Source organism: Neptunomonas concharum, from assembly GCF_008630635.1.
In the GTDB taxonomy this organism is placed as follows: domain Bacteria; phylum Pseudomonadota; class Gammaproteobacteria; order Pseudomonadales; family Balneatricaceae; genus Neptunomonas; species Neptunomonas concharum.
In genome coordinates this window covers 2,581,167-2,597,626 of record NZ_CP043869.1, presented here as the reverse complement: position 1 = coordinate 2,597,626, position 16,460 = coordinate 2,581,167, and the positions used below count along the sequence as shown (strand labels likewise).

The window sequence follows — 16,460 nt, the reverse complement described above, 5'->3', positions numbered from 1 at the left end:
GCTAATAGGTGGCCCCAATAAATGGAATCCGTATACTAAACTGTTACGTTTCAATTGGCCAAAGTTTTGCCAAGGAGGTTTCAAATGCGTGAATGGATAGAAAATGAATTTGCTGATGAGCTACCAGAAATTGAAGTTGGAGATATCGTTCATTTTAAAGTGCATGATGGGTTTGATTATTTTGTTAAGGCTGAGTGTATTGCTCTAGGCGATCAAACATTGGATGCTGAGGTTGAAGCAGTCTTTGACGGAGAGGGTGGAGAGCCAGGCGGGCAAATTAATGTCAGTCAGCATCGTATTGAAGAACTTGCTGGTGAAACTCTGGTTATGGGATATGAATTTGTTCATGCCGTGTACGAGCCATAAAACCTAACAAGTAAAGGCAATTTGACGTGTGATGCGCGCAAGTGCATTAAGCGTTATGTTTATTTGCAGCATGGAAGCCATTTAAATGTCTCAATATAGTTCACTAAGAATTACTCTCTTCAAGCATAGTGAATGTTCCTTTTTAGAAATGCTGGACGCTGAAGGCATCGAACACAATGGACTTGGGCTATATACAAACAACCCGCAAGCTAGTGGTTTTGTGGAAACAATAACGGCCTTATCTGAAGCTATGTCTTGGAACGCCATTGCAAAGATTGTTGTTGCTTGGCTTGATGCACGTAAAAGTAGGGAAGTGATAATAACGATTGAAGGGAATACGGTGTTTCATACCAAAGGATATTCAATTGAAGAGGTGCAAAAGGTACTTCCTAAGGCCATTAATATGGCTGTAATAGACACTAAGCCCGAAAATGAAACGTAACAAGAAAAGCCATCCGACGCATACTGCGCGGCTGCTTTAGGCGTTATACGGTGGGCGAAGTATGTCTGTTTCGACTCAAAGTGAACACCGAGATAAGAGACCAACTAGTAGAAATAACATGATAAATGTATCAATAAATAAGGAACGGAAGTAAGAGGTTAATATGACAGGAAAACCTCATACGGAGAAAACATCTGCAGCAGGGACAATTGCTGGCTTTGATTACCAATACTACTATTTTTTATACAAATTATTAACCCTCAAGAAGGGTGAAACAATTGGATTTGAATTGCTGGATGATGTACACACTCAGCTTGATAATGACCACCTTGTTCTCATTCAAATAAAACACACAATCCAAAGAAAAGTGGATGGAACTACAGCTAACTTAACTGAGCTTGACCCCGATCTATGGAAAACATTGCATAATTGGAGTGCAGTTATCAAGGATAGAAATGACGGCAGGGAGCACCCAGCTGAACAAAAGGCTTTTGTAGAAAAGACCAGCTTTGTTTTAGCTACCAATAAGTCATTTTCATCGACCAACGATTTCCTGTCGAACCTTTCAAAGTTTCAAGATAAAACTTTGAAGTTTGAGAATATAAAAAAATACCTGATTGGACTTCGCGGGTCAGCTGAATCAGAAGAAACTCAAAAATATATTGATTCAGTGATTAATCTTGATGAGCCAGTCTTAAAAGAATTCTTGAATAGCATAAAATCTGATCTAAAAGTTGATCAAATAATTGAAAAATGTAAAACAGCGCTTGAGGAGAAAGATGTTAATCCAAAGTCAATAGACAGCCTCTTCAATCAGTTGGATTCCGTTGTTCGGCAAGATATATTTTTAAACTTCTCTAACAGTAAAAAGCTAATTTATACCTTTGAAGAAAGGGCTCTAAAATTTCGGAGATACTTTGCCATAGCAAACAATCCAGAATTAAAGATACAAAAGTTTGATGGCGGTCTGCCTAACAGTATTGAAGAACAAATATTTATTAAGCAGCTCTTAGATATAGAAGATATTGATCTCAGTGAGCAAGAAATCATTCAAAATTACACTCGCTACAGACTTATGCTGGAAAGTAACTTATCCAAATGGGTGGAAGAAGGTCAGTTAACCTCTGAAGAAATTAAGGTGTTTGAAGATGAAATATTTAGGCAATGGGAAACGGAATACCGATCTTCATATCGAAGAAAAGATAACCCTGACGAATATATTGATATAGCCCATAAGATTTTAAAGGCGATGAGAGATAAAGAACTATCAATATCAGGGCAAAAATTACTATCAGATATGAGTCATGGAGGCTTATATAGCCTTTCAAATAAACCCAAAATTGGCTGGCTTAAGAACTGGGAAGAGACGTATAAATGAGAACGGAAACACTAAACAATCTAGCCTTTTCTTCATTGGCAATATCCATAGTAGTAGAAAAGTCGCAAGAGCTTGAGCTAACGAAAGCTCTGCTGATAATGCCCTTCATCGCACATAAAGAACTCTTGTCCTACTTGGCCAATGGAAGAACTCAAATAATAAGTCTAGATAAGCTGATAATAGACAAGCTTCACTGCTTCTCAAACTTCAATAAACGCTATTATGACAATATGAGTACATCTCTAAATGCCATTCAATTTCTTTCTGAGATGGACATGATATCTATAGATAATTCTCGCATGATATCAATTAAAGAGGTCGAGCACTCTAACTCAGTCGGAGATCGACTAAAGAGAGTTTCTAAAGCCTCTAATAATATATCAAAAATATTAAGTGAAGACGCATCAAGCTTATATTTGAACTTAAGGATTGAGATATGAAGTATTCCATAGCAAAAATAATTCTTTGGATGAACGATGAGAATAGCTATAGGAGAGAGCTTAAGTTTGAAGAAGACAAGGTAAATATCATAACTGGTGAGTCAAATACTGGAAAAACAGCCATTCTTCATATAATTGATTACTGTCTATTCGCGTCTAGGCACAAAATTGCAGAGAGTAAAATTAACGAGAATGTCGCTTGGTATGGAATTAATTTCAAGATAAATAATAAAAATTATACTATTGCGAGAAAGTCACCCAATAAAACCAAGACCTCGAGCGACTACTTCTTTTCATCGACTGGTGAAGTACCCGGTCTCCCTCTTTCAAATATGACAGAAGGAAGTTTGAAGGAAATATTAGAAACTGAGTTTGACATTGATAAGGATGTAACAATTCCGTTCGGCGGAAGGGCATTAAAAGCCAATAGCAAGATATCACTACGATACTTTATGTTATTTTGTAGTATTTCGGGCGACATTATTCAGCATAGTGAGGTATTTTTTGATAAACAGAATGATAATAGATATAGAGAAGCTCTTCCTAGAATCTTTGATCTTGCGGTAGGTATTGAAACAATCGAAAACATTCTTCTGCGAGAGAAAAAGCAAAATTTACAAGCAAAACTAGCGAAAATAGAAAAAAAGAATACGAGAGTCTCGGAGAAAAAGTCTGAATTCTATGATGAGCTTAAAAGCATAACCTCTCAAGCTAGGGAGTTCGGAATAATTAATGAAGAGAGCGAAACATTAGCATCTGTTGAGTCACTTAAGTCATTCATCGATACCGGAATAAGTCAAGCCTATAGTGAAAAAGGTAGTAGACTTGATGAAATAATTTCAGAGACAAGCTTTCTGGAGCGGAAAATTAGAAACCTTACGAGGTTTCAGTCAGCATACAATGAGTACAAATCTAGCCTGAACGTCATCGAGGACAGTTTGAGGCCAGTAGAATATTGGAAAAGCAAAGACGATATAGTAAAAACATCTATATTTGATGATCTGATTAGTTCTTTAGAGGATGATTTACATCAGATTAAGCAAGCAAATAAGAAAAGAACACCTATTGACGGAAAAACCTCAGATGAGATCGCAGAATGTAAACGATTGATAAAAGAGCTTGAAGAAGAAGCAAAGGCTCTACCTAAAAAGGTAAAAAGCTTTAGCGATGATAGGGAAAAGTACATTTTTCTGGGTCAAACTAAGACCAAGCTCGATCTTTACACCTCCAATGATGACTGCGACGAAATTACATCGACAAAAGAGATTGAAGATCAGTTAAGTTCAATTAAGGTTATTGATACCACAGAGAACAGGGATTTATGTATTAAGGTTTTGGAAGAAATCATACAAGGGTATATGAAATTAGTTGAACCATCATTAGAAAACTACGGAAGTTACCAGCCAGTCTTTAATTATAAAGACAAAAAAATCGATTTTAGAAAGCCCAAATCAACGTATATTGAAGCAGCCGGAAGTAGTTCAAATGATATGTTTAAACACCTCTTTATGTTCTTAGGGCTTCATGAGCTAATGCTAACAAACAACAGCAAACATGTTCCTTCATTCTTGCTAATTGATCAGCCCAGTAGGCCGTATTATGGTGAAGAAGCAAATCTTTCAGAAAAAAGATTGCAGCACTCGGATAAAGCAAAAGTCATCGATGCGTTTAAATTATTAGACAATTTCATAGGAAATATTTTAAAGGACATGCAGAAATCCTTTCAGATGATTGTTTTCGAGCATGTACCAAAGGACTATTTTGATGACTTTGACAACATCCACGTGGTGGAAGAATTTCGTGATGGAAACGCTCTTGTTCCCCAAGAGTATTTCGACAGCCTACATCATAATTCCTGATGAGAAGAATGAGTTATTCATGTCCGATTTTAGCCGGATTATGACATCGCGAGTATTGTTCAGGTAACGTATCAAGCGCATGTTGTCGGACTGGCTTTACGCTGCGCTCCAAACCAGCCGCAAATACGGGCGTGACTGTCCCACAATCTGTAGACACTTTCTATAGCTATATGTAACTGAAAGTGGGGGTGCTGACATGGCACGCAAAAAGAACCAAGCCTATACAGAAGAGTTTCGACTAGAAACGATTTGCCGATCTCAGCAGGAAGGTAACACGGCCGCATCAGTTGCTAAGGAACTGGGTATCAGCCCTTAGCAAAATCAGTATATTAGCTGAATTGCGACGATCATTTGAATCTACAGCGCCGTATTTTGCGAGCCAGCAAGAGTAAAGTACGCGGTTATTCGGGAGTGTGTGGGGCATTATTCACTGACATTGGAGTGTCGGTTCTGAGGGGCATTAAAGTAGTCGACCCACGCAACAGGCATTGACCAATATCATTTGTCTCCTCGCATTTCGTCAAGGTCGCCTTCCCACTTTATCCGGCCTCGGAGCTTACGAATTTCCTGTTGCTGGCTGCGCCGCATCAGAAGCTTAAGGCCTTGTGCTTTTACATACAGTAAGGAGATCTAGCTTGGTATTTGAGTAAATAAAACGGATACCCCGAAAGAGATAAACAACAATCCAATAGCAATGTTTACTTTCTCTATATATTGCTTCAAGTTTGAGGATATTTTTTCGACAAAAGCCGCATAAGCGATATGAACCAATATTGTGCAGATAACCAGTATGCTTGTTAATACGATAATCTGGTCAACGTAATCATAGCTCTTATCTATAAAAGCAGGAAAAAAGGCTGTAAAGAAGATGAGTGTTTTGGGGCTCGTAGTTGAAATAGTAAGCCCGTCGAAATAGTTAAATTTTCTAGTTGTTTTGTTATTAAATACACTTGCTTTGTAATGATAAATTGATTTTAACCCAAGGTAGGTAATGTACATTGCGCTAAAATAAACGAGAAAAGCAAAGTAGGTCTCATCAGACAATAGGACAATACCAACCCCGGTATTGGCAATAATGGAAACAAGCGTTAGTCCCGTCGACATCCCAAGCATAAGAGGAACTGTTTTTATAGCCCCTATATTTAGGCTGCTGCTTATCACTGCCACCATCCCTGGGCCAGGTGACATGGCTGAAAACAGGCATGTGATAATGAATACAGGGATAACTTCAATATTAAGCAGCATAATTTCTTGATTAGCAGTAGTTATTTGGGCGTAGGTATGTGTTAGTTACGTACCTAGCTCATGCTTTTTTATAACTTAAAGTAGCCATTTTTATTTTGCTTGTACGATACTAACCTAGGAGGTTTAGTAACACATTTTGTGCCCATGCGGGGTTTGGATATCTCACGGAAACCTTCGTATTTATGGGTTCATAGTCCTTCTAAATAGGCCAGGACTGATACCGTAGGAGCGTAGAAAATGGCGATGGAGGTGGCTTTGGTCGAAAAACCCGCAAGCTATTGCAACTTCGCTGGTAAGATGCCCCCTTTTTAACAAACTTTTAGCTTTGTTAATTTTTAGCTGAAGTTGATAGCGGTGAGGCGGTAAGCCAAATTCCTGTGTAAATGCCCTGATCAGGTAGTTTTGACTAAGCCCTGCGATTTCAGCCAGCTCTTTCAACGATATATTCTGATCAAATGTAGCCCTTAAATACTCCTTGGCTTCATAAAGCTTATGTTTACTATAGCGTTGTTTCTGTTTCTCCGGCTTTTTGATTGATAGCCTGAGAACCAACTTCATTAGCAGGGCGTACAACAGTGTTTCGGCATGTAGCCTGGTGGCATTGAGTGAAATTTGATCAAATACAAGCCGTAAATCGCGGGCAATATCCGGCGCAGACACGACTGATTCCGGAAAATAAGGAGCAAGGTCATATCCTAGGCCCAAGTCGTTGTAGACTTCACTAAAGTGTTCAGAGGTCGGATACATCGCTCGGTATCTCCACCCGTTCGGCGATGCTGCCTCTCCGGTATGGACATCATCAGGGTTGACGATGATAAGCTGGTTTTGAGAGGCTACTTTTAGCGCTTTTTGGTGAAGAAACTTCTGGGCTCCGGTTTCGATAACCCCAATAATGTATTCTTCGTGAATGTGCTTCCCAAATACCGTACTTGTGTATTGTGCATCGACAAGATCGAGCCCTTCAAGTGCCATTGATCTATTGGGGATGACGATTTCACGGTACATTATGTCCTCCTGACTTGTACAAAAATATCCATTTTGGTGCTAAGAATCTTCTGACTCTTAGTGAGTTTACCCGTGAATTTTAGGGCATTGGGGCAGTAATTAACAATCTAGATCCAGATTGAACATACTAAAAAGGTCAGTGGTTAAAAGAGCCTTACCCCTTTTATATCATGACAAGGAAATACGATGAGTAAAGTTATTCTAAAAGGCTTCATTATGGTGCCTCAAGCTAAGTTGGCGGTGGTAACACCAACAGTTACTGTCGCAAGAGATTCATAGAACTTAAGTATTACTATGCCAGTTTGGCAGCCGAATTTAGAGCTAGGCTGTTTGATTATTTTGAATTTCTCAATACAAATAAATGATGGATTTTTTCATAACCTATTGAAAAATATAACCTAATTTGGTTATTTAAATCCTCTATAGGGTCACTCGTAATTTCGATTGGTAACTTTTTGGCTATCCGGTAGGCTGATATACGTTCAAACGTAAAAACCCTAACACAATAATCAAAAAGGGAAACCGTGATGAAAAAGACCGCTTCGCTATTTGCAGGTGCAGCCCTTGCAATGAGCATTTTGAGTGCACAGGCCGCCACTCTGAAAATGGCTTATGATGCTGACCCCGTGTCGCTTGACCCTTACGAGCAGCTTTCCGGAGGCACGCTTCAGCTGTCTCATATGACACATGACCCTTTGGTGCGCTGGGATCGTAACTTCGGCTTTGAAGCCCGTTTGGCTGAAAAGTGGGAGCGTATCGATGATAAGACCATGCGTTTTCATTTACGCAAAGGCGTGAAGTTCCATAGTGGTAACGATTTCACTGCAAAAGATGTTGCTTTTACCTTTAAGCGCTTACAGGAATCCCCAGACTTTAAAGGTGTGTTTGCACCCTTTAAAGAGCTAAAAGTCATTGATGATTACACCGTAGATATGGTGACGGCTGAGCCGTTCCCGCTGGTGCTTAACAATATGACGTACCTGTTCCCGATGGATAGTGCGTTTTTTACCGGTGAAGATGCTAACGGTAAGGCAAAAGATCTTTTGGTAAAACATGGTGACTCTTTTGCGTCCCGCAATATTTCAGGTACAGGCCCTTATACGGTCAGCTATCGTGAACAGGGCGTTAAAGTTGAGTTTGACCGCAATAGCACATACTGGGATACAAAGTCTCCGGGTAATGTTGATAAAATCATCTTAACGCCAATCAAAGAAGCGCCAACTCGTGTGGCAGCTTTGCTTTCTGGCGGTGTTGATTTTATTGCTCCGGTCCCACCTACCGATCACGACCGTATCAAAGCAAGCGATAAGGTTGATCTGGTTACTATGAGCGGTACTCGTATTATCACGTTCCAGATGAACCAAGACCGCGTTGAAGCCTTTAAAGATGTGCGCGTGCGCCAAGCGATCAACTATGCGATCAATCAGGAAGGTATCGTTAAAAAGATCATGAAGGGCTTTGCAACGCCCGGTGCTCAGTTCTCGCCAGAAGGCTATCTTGGTCATAACCCTGACCTGAAGCCTCGTTATGATCTGAAAAAAGCAAAAGCGTTGATGAAAGAAGCAGGTTATGAAAATGGCTTTAGCATCACGATGATGGCACCTAATAACCGCTATGTGAACGATGACAAAATCGCGCAAGCAGTGGCGTCTATGCTGTCTAAGATCAATATTAAGGTTGATCTGAAAACTATGCCAAAAGCACAGTATTGGCCAACGTTTGATGAGCGTGCGGCGGATATGATGATGATCGGCTGGCACTCAGATACAGAAGATACCAACAACTTCTTTGAGTTCCTATCAGCTTGCCCGAACAAAGAAACGGGTATGGGGCAATATAACAGCGGTAATTACTGCAACCCGAAAGTTGATGAGATGATGGTGAAAGCCAATACAATCACCGACACAGCAGAACGAGCTAAGTTGATGCAGGCGATGGAAAAAGCAGTCTACGATGACGCTGCTTTTGTTCCTTTGCACTGGCAGAACCTGAGCTGGGGTGCGCGTAAAGGTGTTGATATTGCACCTATCGTTAACGGGATGAACTTCCCTTACCTCGGTGATCTGGTGATCAAAGAGTAAGTTGCTGTAAATTCAGGTGGCCAACTGGCCGCCTGAATGTTTTATGTTTTTCTAGGTGTCACTACTTACAATAAGAATTATATGGGTAGTGAAAGGTTGATTCGATGTTGGCCTGCCAAAACCTGATGCTTTATATCCATTATCCCAATGCCTAAGGCTGATTATCATGATTGCTTTTTTTATCAAACGGTTTTTTCAGGCCGTTGTCGTGATGTTCGTCATCAGTCTTATCAGTTTCTCTATTCAGGATAACTTAGGTGATCCGTTACGAGAGTTGGTAGGACAAGCAGTATCCGAAGAGGAGCGACAGGCGCTTCGCGATGAGATGGGTTTAAATGACCCCTTCTTGGTTCAATATGCTCGTTTTGCGTCTAAGGCGATCCAAGGGGATTTAGGAAACTCCTATTTCTTTAAGGAGCCTGCGCTTGAAGTCATTTTAAAGAAATTCCCTGCAACGATGGAACTGGTAATTGGCGCAACGTTAATTATTGTGTGCTTTTCTGTTCCTGTGGGTGTTTATTCTGCGATCAAGCCTAACGGTCTGTTCTCTAAGGTGGTGATGGGATTAAGTATCGTCGGGATTTCGGTTCCGGTATTCCTGACGGCTATCGGCTTGATCTATTTATTTGCGATTGAGTTGGGATGGATGCCTTCCTATGGTCGAGGGGAGACCACAACGATTTTGGGTTTCTGGGAAAGTGGCTTTTTTACAGCCGATGGTTTGATGCACTTGGTGCTACCTAGTTTTACCTTGGCGTCTATTATGTTGCCGCTTTTCATCCGCTTGATTCGTGCCGAGATGATGGAGGTGTTGCAGTCTGAGTATGTGAAGTTTGCGTGGGCAAAGGGTATTTCGCCAAGACGAATCTATTTCCTACATGCGCTAAAAAATACCATGTTACCGGTTATTACGGTGGGTGGGGTACAGATTGGTACGATGGTGGCTTACACCATTTTAACCGAAACCGTTTTCCAATGGCCGGGTATGGGCTTCCTGTTTTTAGAAGCGGTAAACCGAGTTGATACGCCGTTGATTGTGGCTTATTTGATTGTGGTTGGTGCGATCTTTGTGGTGACGAATACGCTGGTGGACTTGATTTATGGTCTTGTGAATCCAACCGTTAAGCTGGCAGGTAAAAAATAATGACTGACTCAACAATGAAAATGGATGCACCTCCATCAACATGGCAGCGCTTTAAAGAGTCTCATTTCTGGCATAGCTTTCGGATTGATCGGGTAGCGCAAATCAGTTTTGCTATCTTTGTTCTCTATGTGGTGATGGCGTTAAGTGCCTCTTTTATTGCGCCGTTTGACCCTTATGATCCTTCTCAGATTGATATCCTGGATTCTGAAATCCCACCGAGTTGGGATGATGAAGGGGATGAACGATTTTTATTAGGCACCGACGCTCAAGGGCGTGACATGCTGTCGACCATTCTTTATGGCACGCGAGTGTCTATCACGATTGGTATCTGTGCGGTTTTATTGCAAGCGTTTTTGGGTATCGTGATCGGGCTAACGGCGGGTTATGTGGGTGGCCGGGTCGATAGTTTATTGATGCGTATTGCAGATATTCAGCTGTCTTTCTCGACGATGATGGTAGCGATCATTGTACTGGCGGTGTTCCAGGCAACCTTTGGAACAGAGCTGTACCAAGAGTTGGCGATGATCATGCTGATACTGGTGATTGGTATTGCGGAGTGGCCACAGTATGCCCGTACGATTCGTGCTTCGGTGTTGGCCGAGAAGAAGAAAGAGTATGTTGATGCAGCGCGCGTCATGGGCTTTGGGCGCTTGCGCATTATGTTTCGGCATATTTTGCCCAATACGCTATCGCCTATTTTGGTTATCTCTACGGTACAGATCGCTAACGCGATTATTTCAGAGGCCTCCTTGTCCTTTTTAGGCTTGGGTATGCCGGTTTCCCAACCATCGTTAGGGTCACTGATATCCAGTGGTTTTGAATATATTTTCTCTGGGGCTTGGTGGATTACCGTCATTCCTGGTTTGGTATTAATTGTGCTGGTTCTGGTCATGAATTTGCTCGGCGACTGGATGCGCGATGTGCTTAATCCGAAATTGTATAAGGGGTAATGACACATGCCGTTGTTAGAAGTTAACCATTTAGAAGTGTGCTTTGGTTTACGTAGTGGCAGCGTTAAAGCACTCCGTGATGTCAGTTTTACTCTGGAGCGCGGTGAACGTTTAGGCGTGGTGGGTGAGTCCGGAGCGGGTAAATCGGTGCTGGGGTTCTCTATTTTGAATCTTTTGTCGCGCCCGGGTTTTATCTCCTCTGGTCATGTGAACTTTGAGGGTAAAGATCTGGCGAGTTTATCGCCGAGTGAGCTGCGCTCTATTCGTGGTAACCGTATCTCTATGATCTTCCAAGATCCTATGATGACGCTGAATCCGGTATTGACCATCGGCGATCAGATGGTGGAGTGTTTGTTGGCGCATCGTAAGATCAGTATGGCGGATGCCAAACGTGTTGCCTTGCAAAAGCTTAAGCAAGTACAAATACCATCGCCTGAAAAACGCCTTGATCAATACCCTCATGAGCTATCAGGAGGGATGCGACAGCGTATCGTCATTGCTATAGGGTTGTTACTAGACCCAGATATCATTATCGCGGATGAGCCTACGACAGCATTGGATGTGACGATTCAGGCTGAAATTATGGACCTGATGTTAGACCTGTGTGAGAAAAATAACGTTGCACTGATTCTGATCACTCATGATTTGGGGGTGGTTTCGCAAGTCACTCAGAAAATGTTGGTGATGTATGCCGGGCGTATTATTGAACAAGGCCCAACCAAAGAGATTATTAATGATGCACAGCATCCTTACACTCAAGGCTTGATGAATGCTTTACCGCAGATGGCGTTGCCGGGGCAAAAGTTGAATCAGATACGAGGCTCTATGCCGCCGCTTCAGAATATCCCTAGAGGGTGTGCATTTAATCCACGCTGTGAGTACGCTTTTGAAACGTGTAAGCACAACTTACCGAGTTTTACGCAATCAGGTAATTGTTTGGTTGCTTGTCATATGGTTGCCGAAATGAAACAGGTAGCGGCACATAAGGAGGAGCTCTGATATGACTGAGCAAACCAACTCATTGGTGCAAATTCGTGATTTGTATAAACGTTTTTCTATTTCGGGTGATTTGTTAGACCAGCTACAGTTTAAAGGCGGCAAGATTGTTCGACATCAAGAATACGTACACGCTATTAACGGTGTGAGTCTGGATGTGATGCAAGGTGAAGCCTTGTGTGTTGTGGGGGAATCGGGCTGTGGGAAATCCACGGTTGCACGCACAGTGATGGGCTTGCTGAATCCGACATCTGGACAGATCGCTTACAAGGGTGAGCGGATTGATCATTTAAATGATCGGCAAATTCTGCCTTTCCGTAAAAAGATGCAGATGATTTTCCAGAATCCCTATGCGTCTTTAAATCCGCGTATGACGATCCAGCAAACGTTACAAGAACCGATACAGTTCCATAATCCGAATATGAGCGCCGCTGAAGTGCGGGATAAGATTCATGAGGTGATGTTTTCGGTAGGGGTTGATCCAACGTGGGGTGAGCGCTATTCCCATGAATTCTCTGGTGGTCAGCGCCAGCGTATCAGTATCGCCCGAGCATTGGCTGTAGATCCTGAGTTTATCGTGGCGGATGAGCCGATTTCGGCGCTGGATGTGTCGATTCAGGCTCAGGTGCTAAACCTTATGATGGATGCGCAAGAGCAGCGTAACCTGACCTACCTGTTTATTACCCATGACCTTTCGGTGGTAGAGCATTTTGGCACCCGTGTGGCTGTTATGTATTTGGGTACGGTGTGTGAATTAGCCCCGACTAAACAGCTGTTCTCACAGCCACGACATCCCTATACACAGGCGTTATTGTCGGCGATTCCACGGTTAGAGGATGATCGCCCCGATTATATTAAGCTCATCGGCGAAGTACCGACGCCGGTAAATCTACCATCCGGTTGTGTATTCCACGGGCGTTGTCCACATGCTAATGAGCGCTGTCGACAAGAGATCCCTGTTTTGAGAGTGCTTGATGATGGTACGCAAGTCGCTTGCCACGGTGTAGAAGAAAACCGTTTATAACATCAGTTTGATAGAGGAGTTGTTGTTTTCATGGTCAAGATCAGCAGTCAGTTTGATGCCGGTAATATTCAAGTCGTGTCGGCCGAGCAGCCGTCGGATATACAGTTGCTGATCAAGCATGATACGCAATCTGAGTTCTATCAATGGTTTTATTTTCGAGTACAGGGTGCGGCTGATGAAGCGTTGACCCTTCGTTTTCTAAACGCGCAAGGCGCGGCTTACCCCGATGGTTGGCCAGATTATCGAGCAGCTGCCTCTTATGATCGTCGCGAGTGGTTTCGTGTACCTACTCGTTATACAGAGGCAGGGGAGCTGGTGGTTGAGCATACGCCAGAGCAAGGCAGCATCTATTATGCTTATTTTGCACCGTATAGTTATGAACAACATTTGGATCTGGTGGCAGCCGCCCAGCAATCTGAGCGTTGTGAAGTACTGGACATAGGCACGACATTGGATGGACGCGATATTAACCTGCTCAAAATTGGTGATGACGGTGCCCATAAAAAGCATATCTGGGTGACGGCGCGCCAACACCCAGGAGAAACCATGGCTGAGTGGTTTGCGGAAGGGATGCTGGGTCGTTTGTTGGATGAAACAGACCCATTGTCAGCCAAACTGCTAGAACAGTGTATCTTTTGGGTAGTGCCCAATATGAACCCTGATGGTTCAGTAAGAGGGCACCTACGTACCAATGCGGCGGGGATTAACTTAAATCGCGAGTGGCAATCTCCCACCCTAAAGAACAGCCCAGAAGTTTACTATGTGCGGCAAAAGATGATGGATACTGGCGTAGATCTGTATCTGGATATTCATGGCGATGAAGCGCTGCCTTGTAACTTTATCGCTGGGCAAGCAGGTTCACCGAGTGTATCCGAGCAAGTGTTGGCTCAAGAAGAGCAATTTAAGCAGGATTTGCAGCGGGTGAACCCCGATTTCCAAACCGTGCGTGGCTATGAGCCGGGGAAATTCGGACCTGAGACGATGACTATTGCAGGGTTTTGGGTAGGGGACTATTTCAATTGCCCCGCTATGACCTTAGAGATGCCTTTTAAGGATTATGATGAGCGACCTGATCATCTTGCAGGTTGGTCTCCAGAGCGATCTATACAGCTAGGATCGTCTATACTCAATCCTATTGCTGATTGGTTGGTCACATTGTAAATGAAGTTCATACTGAAAACGTCAGGCTGTGCCCTGATAACGTGGCAAGGTTAGGCCGAGGTTTCTATGGAGATTCGTTGGCTGGATGATTTTATCGCTTTAGCGCGGACGCGCCACTTCTCTCGTGCGGCGGAGGAGCAAAACGTGACTCAACCGACCTTAAGCCGTCGCATCAAGTTGCTTGAAGATGAGATGGGCGTGACATTGATCGACAGAAACACGCTGCCGCTCAGTCTCACACCTGCTGGGGAGATCTTCTTGTCGGGCGCAGAACAGATGGTCAGAATTGCCCGCGACACCAAAGCCCAATGCCGTGAAATTCGTGAACAAGAGGAGAGCCGTTTGCGTTTTGCTACGACGCAAACACTATATCTTCTCTATTATCGTACTTGGCTGATGCCAGCGTCTGAGCGTTATGGTATCGATATTGATCTGAATCTGACCTCTACGTCATGGGCTGCAAGTGATTTTGTGTCGGCGTTAACCCAAGGGCAATGCGACTTGGTCTTGTGTTATTGGCATCCCTTAATCAATTATGTTGAGGAGTTTAATGACCCTCGTTTTGAGCATCTTGTCGTATGTGAAGAGGAGTTAGTGCCAGTAACTGCCTTGGATGCAGATCATCAGCCCCTGTTCATGTTACCGGGCACTAAAAAAGCCCCCCTGCCTTATATTAGTTATCACGCCAGTTCGTTTTTACGACCATTGATTGAACACTCACTACAGCAGGCGCTGGAAACACCGCATCTAGTCACGATCAATGAAAATATGCTATCGGTCAGTGTAAAAGCGATGATCAAAGAAGGGTTTGGTGTGGGTTGGCTGCCCAAACGTTTGGTAGAAGAGAGCCTAGCGTATAAGCGCCTTGCTTTAGCGGGTGATGAACGTTGGCATATCCCATTACAAATCCGGCTCTATCGACTGAAAAATAGCAGCAGAACGACAACGCTTGAGCTTTTTTGGCAGAAAATGCGTGAAGAGCTTGAATCTCACGGCTTAATAGAGACACCGAACTCATGATACAGACTATGTATACAGATCACGTTCAACAGCTTATGCAGCGCTGTGGTAGTTTATTAGAGCAAGAAGGGTTCGATGGTTTACTGATTCACTCAGGCCGTCCGTCCTATCATTTTTTAGATGATTACACACAGGCCTATAAGCCGAATCCTCACTTTGTGCATTGGGTGCCTTTTTTAGCAGATTATCCTGATGGATGGTTGTTTATCGTACCTGATAGAAAGCCTGTGCTCGCCATCTATTCACCGGATGATTTTTGGCATATTACCCCAGAGATGCCAAATGAGTTTTGGTGTGAACACTTTGATATCCGCTTATATTCGGATAGAGCAACGGTTCTTAAAGAGATCGTGACGGGTAAGCGTATCGCGCTGATTGCAGAGCAACTCTGTGAGGTGGTTGGTAGTGAGTTGACGCATAACCCAACAACTCTCATGCAGCATCTGCACTACTATCGAGCTTATAAGACCCCATGGGAGCAAGCGTGTATTCGCGAGGCCAACAGAACGGCAGTTAAGGGGCATCATTATCTGTCGCAAGCGTTTGAAGAACCACTGAGTGAGTATCAATTACACCAAGGTTACTTAACTGCGATTGGTCATCAGGAAGGGCAGCTCCCTTACAACAATATTATTGGCTTAAATGAACACGCAGCGGTACTGCACTATCAGCATAAATCCCACCAGCCGCCAGCTGTTCGCAGAACCTTACTGGCAGACGCTGGAGCGGTTTACCAAGGTTACGTTGCTGATATTACCCGCACCGTCAGTCAAGGGAGTCATCTATTTCATTATCTCATCGAACAAATGGATATTGCGCAACAGGTTATTGTCGCTGAGGTTAAGCCTGGTGTTTCCTTTGTTGCACTACATGAAGCGATGCACCGACGTTTGTTCACGATTCTCGTAGCCAGTGGCATTGTACGACAGCCTGAGCAGATATCTTCTGCTGATGCGCTCGCTATCACCCGAACCTTTTACCCCCATGGGTTAGGTCATCTTTTAGGTATTCAGGTACATGATATAGGTGGCTGGCAAACAGACTTGTCTGGCAGCCAAACTCCACCCCCTGAAAATCATCCCTATCTTCGTTTAACACGAAACTTGGAAGCCGATTTTGTCGTGACGATTGAGCCGGGGCTTTATTTTATTCCAAGCTTATTAGGTGAGTTAAAACGGCACTCCGTCAAAGGGCATATTGACTGGCACTTGGTGGAGCAATTGACACCATGGGGTGGCATTCGTATAGAGGATAATGTCTGCGTATTACCCGAAGGTGTTGAAAATTACACCCGTGATGCTTTTAACGCGTTGCAGTAAAAAGATAAGCACGGCAGGACTTTTGTTGCT

General features: G+C 43.3%; 16 protein-coding genes. 14 read left to right on the top strand and 2 right to left on the bottom strand.

The genetic code is table 11. The annotated features are described in order from the left end of the window. The first annotated feature begins 84 nt into the window (after positions 1-84). From F0U83_RS12235 to F0U83_RS12210, 6 genes are all read left to right on the top strand, one after another. Positions 85-366, top strand: a complete 282-nt coding sequence (locus tag F0U83_RS12235; protein ID WP_138986938.1) for a hypothetical protein — start codon at positions 85-87, stop codon at positions 364-366. An 85-nt stretch (positions 367-451) separates the two neighbouring features. Next, positions 452-808, top strand: a complete 357-nt coding sequence (locus tag F0U83_RS12230) for a hypothetical protein (protein WP_138986939.1) — start codon at positions 452-454, stop codon at positions 806-808. 163 nt (positions 809-971) lie between these two features. Then, the gene (locus F0U83_RS12225; RefSeq protein WP_138986940.1) at positions 972-2,186 is read left to right on the top strand and encodes an ABC-three component system protein; all 1,215 of its coding nucleotides are present in this window, start codon (positions 972-974) and stop codon (positions 2,184-2,186) included. Continuing rightward, positions 2,183-2,626 carry a three component ABC system middle component gene (locus F0U83_RS12220; RefSeq protein ID WP_150036812.1) on the top strand — a complete coding sequence of 148 codons (444 nt, stop codon included), beginning with the start codon at positions 2,183-2,185 and terminating at the stop codon, positions 2,624-2,626. Before F0U83_RS12225 ends, F0U83_RS12220 begins: the two co-directional genes overlap by 4 nt. Beyond that, positions 2,623-4,485, top strand: coding sequence for a DUF3732 domain-containing protein (locus F0U83_RS12215; protein WP_138986941.1), 1,863 nt, complete (start codon positions 2,623-2,625; stop codon positions 4,483-4,485). Before F0U83_RS12220 ends, F0U83_RS12215 begins: the two co-directional genes overlap by 4 nt. Before the next feature lie 196 nt (positions 4,486-4,681). Beyond that, complete coding sequence (locus tag F0U83_RS12210) at positions 4,682-4,801, top strand: transposase (protein ID WP_138986942.1); 120 nt, start codon at positions 4,682-4,684, stop codon at positions 4,799-4,801. 314 nt (positions 4,802-5,115) lie between these two features. On the opposite strand, the gene F0U83_RS12200 is transcribed toward F0U83_RS12210, so the two are convergent. Both F0U83_RS12200 and F0U83_RS12195 read right to left on the bottom strand, forming a co-directional pair. After that, positions 5,116-5,730 carry a LysE family translocator gene (locus F0U83_RS12200; RefSeq protein ID WP_138986943.1) on the bottom strand — a complete coding sequence of 205 codons (615 nt, stop codon included), beginning with the start codon at positions 5,728-5,730 and terminating at the stop codon, positions 5,116-5,118. Positions 5,731-5,910: 180 nt separating this feature from the next. Next, positions 5,911-6,735, bottom strand: coding sequence for an AraC family transcriptional regulator (locus F0U83_RS12195; protein ID WP_138986944.1), 825 nt, complete (start codon positions 6,733-6,735; stop codon positions 5,911-5,913). Between the two features lie 527 nt (positions 6,736-7,262). On the opposite strand from F0U83_RS12195, the gene F0U83_RS12190 reads away from it, so the two are divergent. The 8 genes from F0U83_RS12190 (at position 7,263) to pepQ (ending at position 16,430) form a co-directional block, all read left to right on the top strand. After that, a complete protein-coding gene (locus tag F0U83_RS12190; RefSeq protein ID WP_138986945.1) occupies positions 7,263-8,816 on the top strand; it encodes an ABC transporter substrate-binding protein in 1,554 nt (517 codons plus the stop codon). A gap of 166 nt (positions 8,817-8,982) precedes the next feature. Beyond that, a complete protein-coding gene (locus F0U83_RS12185; RefSeq protein WP_138986946.1) occupies positions 8,983-9,960 on the top strand; it encodes an ABC transporter permease in 978 nt (325 codons plus the stop codon). Then, the gene (locus F0U83_RS12180; RefSeq protein ID WP_138986947.1) at positions 9,960-10,910 is read left to right on the top strand and encodes an ABC transporter permease; all 951 of its coding nucleotides are present in this window, start codon (positions 9,960-9,962) and stop codon (positions 10,908-10,910) included. The genes F0U83_RS12185 and F0U83_RS12180 overlap by 1 nt, the downstream gene beginning before the upstream one ends. A gap of 6 nt (positions 10,911-10,916) precedes the next feature. Beyond that, a complete protein-coding gene (locus F0U83_RS12175) occupies positions 10,917-11,909 on the top strand; it encodes an ABC transporter ATP-binding protein (RefSeq protein ID WP_138986948.1) in 993 nt (330 codons plus the stop codon). 1 nt (position 11,910) lies between these two features. Beyond that, positions 11,911-12,930 (top strand): ABC transporter ATP-binding protein, encoded by a 1,020-nt coding sequence (locus tag F0U83_RS12170; RefSeq protein WP_138986949.1) that lies wholly within the window; start codon positions 11,911-11,913, stop codon positions 12,928-12,930. Between the two features lie 30 nt (positions 12,931-12,960). Beyond that, on the top strand, positions 12,961-14,091 hold the full coding sequence (locus tag F0U83_RS12165; RefSeq protein ID WP_138986950.1) for a M14 family metallopeptidase: 1,131 nt from the start codon (positions 12,961-12,963) through the stop codon (positions 14,089-14,091). A gap of 66 nt (positions 14,092-14,157) precedes the next feature. Beyond that, positions 14,158-15,111, top strand: coding sequence for a LysR family transcriptional regulator (locus F0U83_RS12160; RefSeq protein WP_138986951.1), 954 nt, complete (start codon positions 14,158-14,160; stop codon positions 15,109-15,111). An 8-nt stretch (positions 15,112-15,119) separates the two neighbouring features. Continuing rightward, the gene (gene pepQ, locus F0U83_RS12155) at positions 15,120-16,430 is read left to right on the top strand and encodes a Xaa-Pro dipeptidase (RefSeq protein ID WP_138986952.1); all 1,311 of its coding nucleotides are present in this window, start codon (positions 15,120-15,122) and stop codon (positions 16,428-16,430) included. Positions 16,431-16,460: the final 30 nt, after the last annotated feature.

What these genes read in the sequence shown, in the direction of transcription:
- F0U83_RS12190 (WP_138986945.1), top strand. Translation starts at nt 7,263, where the DNA reads ATGAAAAAGACCGCTTCGCTATTTGCAGGTGCAGCCCTTGCAATGAGC.
- F0U83_RS12225 (WP_138986940.1), top strand. Translation starts at nt 972, where the DNA reads ATGACAGGAAAACCTCATACGGAGAAAACATCTGCAGCAGGGACAATT.
- F0U83_RS12165 (WP_138986950.1), top strand. Translation starts at nt 12,961, where the DNA reads ATGGTCAAGATCAGCAGTCAGTTTGATGCCGGTAATATTCAAGTCGTG.
- F0U83_RS12160 (WP_138986951.1), top strand. Translation starts at nt 14,158, where the DNA reads ATGGAGATTCGTTGGCTGGATGATTTTATCGCTTTAGCGCGGACGCGC.
- F0U83_RS12235 (WP_138986938.1), top strand. Translation starts at nt 85, where the DNA reads ATGCGTGAATGGATAGAAAATGAATTTGCTGATGAGCTACCAGAAATT.
- F0U83_RS12230 (WP_138986939.1), top strand. Translation starts at nt 452, where the DNA reads ATGTCTCAATATAGTTCACTAAGAATTACTCTCTTCAAGCATAGTGAA.
- pepQ (WP_138986952.1), top strand. Translation starts at nt 15,120, where the DNA reads ATGTATACAGATCACGTTCAACAGCTTATGCAGCGCTGTGGTAGTTTA.
- F0U83_RS12170 (WP_138986949.1), top strand. Translation starts at nt 11,911, where the DNA reads ATGACTGAGCAAACCAACTCATTGGTGCAAATTCGTGATTTGTATAAA.
- F0U83_RS12175 (WP_138986948.1), top strand. Translation starts at nt 10,917, where the DNA reads ATGCCGTTGTTAGAAGTTAACCATTTAGAAGTGTGCTTTGGTTTACGT.
- F0U83_RS12220 (WP_150036812.1), top strand. Translation starts at nt 2,183, where the DNA reads ATGAGAACGGAAACACTAAACAATCTAGCCTTTTCTTCATTGGCAATA.
- F0U83_RS12215 (WP_138986941.1), top strand. Translation starts at nt 2,623, where the DNA reads ATGAAGTATTCCATAGCAAAAATAATTCTTTGGATGAACGATGAGAAT.
- F0U83_RS12195 (WP_138986944.1), bottom strand. Translation starts at nt 6,735, where the DNA reads ATGTACCGTGAAATCGTCATCCCCAATAGATCAATGGCACTTGAAGGG.
- F0U83_RS12210 (WP_138986942.1), top strand. Translation starts at nt 4,682, where the DNA reads ATGGCACGCAAAAAGAACCAAGCCTATACAGAAGAGTTTCGACTAGAA.
- F0U83_RS12185 (WP_138986946.1), top strand. Translation starts at nt 8,983, where the DNA reads ATGATTGCTTTTTTTATCAAACGGTTTTTTCAGGCCGTTGTCGTGATG.
- F0U83_RS12200 (WP_138986943.1), bottom strand. Translation starts at nt 5,730, where the DNA reads ATGCTGCTTAATATTGAAGTTATCCCTGTATTCATTATCACATGCCTG.
- F0U83_RS12180 (WP_138986947.1), top strand. Translation starts at nt 9,960, where the DNA reads ATGACTGACTCAACAATGAAAATGGATGCACCTCCATCAACATGGCAG.